Annotated in this window: 2 protein-coding genes and 1 pseudogene; 2 read left to right on the forward strand and 1 reads right to left on the reverse strand. The window is 50.0% G+C overall.

Annotation, left to right across the window (positions count from 1 at the left end; all coding sequences use genetic code 11):
- Positions 1-95: 95 nt before the first annotated feature.
- Complete coding sequence (gene argH, locus ACTHUE_RS15405; RefSeq protein WP_219089536.1) at positions 96-1,475, forward strand: argininosuccinate lyase; 1,380 nt, start codon at positions 96-98, stop codon at positions 1,473-1,475.
- Positions 1,476-1,643: 168 nt separating this feature from the next.
- Positions 1,644-2,168, forward strand: coding sequence for a hypothetical protein (locus ACTHUE_RS15410; RefSeq protein WP_219089534.1), 525 nt, complete (start codon positions 1,644-1,646; stop codon positions 2,166-2,168).
- 50 nt (positions 2,169-2,218) lie between these two features.
- Here ACTHUE_RS15410 and ACTHUE_RS15415 read toward each other — a convergent pair.
- Positions 2,219-2,522: pseudogene (locus ACTHUE_RS15415) on the reverse strand (class II fumarate hydratase); the annotation flags it as partial.

Below are 2,522 nucleotides of genomic sequence, written 5' to 3' on the forward strand. Positions count from 1 at the left end.
TAATTTCAACCGTTTTCTTTCATAATGTATAGACGGGTCTGCTATATTGAAGACGTAGGCCCTGTTTTTTTTATTTATATTTTAAGGATGCTGATATGAGCAAGGACAAAACCTGGTCAGGCCGTTTTAACGAACCTGTTTCCGAGCTGGTCAAAAAATATACCGGCTCGATTGATTTTGACAAACGACTGGCAGAATGGGACATCCAAGGCTCGCTGGCACACGCGCAAATGCTGACACAGTCGGGCGTTTTGAGCGAAGACGACCTCTCGGCCATCCGTCAGGGCATGGCCGAGATTATAGCAGAAATCAAGGAAGGAACTATTTCCTGGTCGCTGGATTTGGAAGATGTCCACATGAACATCGAACGCCGCCTCACCGACAAAATCGGCGACGCCGGCAAACGCCTGCACACCGGCCGCAGCCGCAACGACCAAGTCGCTACCGACATCCGTCTATGGCTGCGCGATCAAATTACCGTTATCCAAAGCCTGATTCAAAACCTTCAGACGGCCTTAGTCGATTTGGCGGAACAAAATGCCGAAACCGTCATGCCCGGCTTTACCCACCTGCAAGTTGCCCAGCCGGTCAGCTTCGGACACCACATGCTCGCCTACGTCGAAATGCTCGGCCGCGATTTCGAGCGCATGGCCGACTGCCGCAAACGCGTCAACCGTATGCCGCTCGGCGCCGCCGCACTGGCCGGCACCACCTACCCGATTCAACGCGAAATTACCGCCGAGCTGTTGGGCTTTGAGCAAATCTGCCAAAACTCGCTCGATGCCGTATCTGACCGCGATTTTGCCATTGAGTTCACCGCCGCCGCTTCCCTGATTATGGTTCATCTGAGCCGTCTTTCCGAAGAATTGATTTTGTGGATGAGTCCGCGTTTCGGCTTTATCGATATTGCCGACCGTTTCTGCACCGGCTCTTCCATCATGCCGCAAAAGAAAAACCCTGACGTACCCGAACTGGTGCGCGGTAAATCCGGTCGCGTGATTGGCCACCTGATCGGCCTGGTTACCCTGATGAAATCGCAACCTTTGGCATACAACAAAGACAATCAGGAAGACAAAGAGCCACTGTTTGACACTGCCGACACGCTTATCGACACCCTGCGCATTTACGCCGACATGATGCGCGGCGTGACCGTCAAACCCGACAATATGCGTGCCGCCGTCATGCAGGGTTTTGCAACGGCTACCGACTTGGCGGATTACTTGGTAAAAAAAGGCATGCCTTTCCGCGACAGCCACGAAGTCGTTGCCCAAGCCGTGCGCCATGCTGATGAAGCTGGCGTTGATTTGAGCGAATTGCCACTTGAAGTCCTGCAAGGTTTCAGCAGTTTGATTGCCGACGATGTTTACAGCGTGCTGACACCCGAAGGCAGCTTAAACGCGCGCAACCACTTGGGCGGCACCGCGCCTGAACAAGTCCGTTTCCAAGTTAAACGCTGGCGTGAAATATTGGCTTAAACCCATCTAAACAGACAATAAAAGGCCGTCTGAAAATTTTCAGACGGCCTTTTGATTACCCGTGTTACACTCAACCTCACAATAAAAACAGATAAAACCTAAACTTACCTTCAAACGAGAAAACACGCCTCCTGACTTTGCCGCCGTCTTCAAACAAAAGGAGCAAGGATGAAAAATATTGTCTTTAAATTGGCTATGATCTGCCTATTCAGCGGATGCTATGCCTTATTCGTCGCCTGGGAAAATGGCGGATTCAGCCATCTCCATGATTTTCAAGCAATAGAGGGCAACGGCATGAGCGCATACCTTCATCAAACCTCCGCCGCCACCATGCAGGCTGAAAAAAACGAGTTGTCGATTTTGCAAAACAACCAAAACAGCTTGGCCTCTTGCGTCGGCATTGAATCTTTATGCGAATACGCCAAGCCGGGCATCTGGGTTGAACATGCCAAATTCTTACAACACAAGGACACGGGCAAATTATTGGTACTTTCGTTGGACTATTTGGAAAACAATGACACCGCAAAAACCCTACACAACCGCTATTCTGCATCGCTCCTACCTCAAGCAGACAGAAAGGAAGCGTGGCATTACGCCTGGCGTACATTTTTGAGCTCAATAATGTTTCTAATGGGCATCAATCTGCTGCCAATGATTTTTACCCTATTTGAGGAAAAGGAAACCGCAGCATAAAAACATGTCGTCTGAAAACATTTTCAGACGGCATGTTTCATTATTAAAGCTTAACGCGGATGAACCATATCGGCAGGAACGACCAATTCGTCAAACTCTTCGCCTGTCAACAAGCCCAATTCGATGGCGGTTTCGCGCAACGATTTGTCGTTTTTGTAGGCGGTTTTAGCGACTTTGGCGGCGTTTTCGTAGCCGATTTTGCGGTTTAACGCAGTAACCAGCATCAAGGAATGGTGCAGGAAATAGTCGATTTTTTCCGGTACGGGTTCGATGCCGACGGCGCAGTTTTCATTGAAGCTGTTGCACGCATCGCCCAACAGGCGGATGGATTGCAAGAGGTTGTAAGCGATAACG

The sequence above is a fragment of the Neisseria sp. P0021.S005 genome (assembly GCF_051956955.1).

Coding starts and splice junctions, on each gene's coding strand:
- argH (WP_219089536.1), top strand. CDS start 96: ATGAGCAAGGACAAAACCTGGTCAGGCCGTTTTAACGAACCTGTTTCC.
- ACTHUE_RS15410 (WP_219089534.1), top strand. CDS start 1,644: ATGAAAAATATTGTCTTTAAATTGGCTATGATCTGCCTATTCAGCGGA.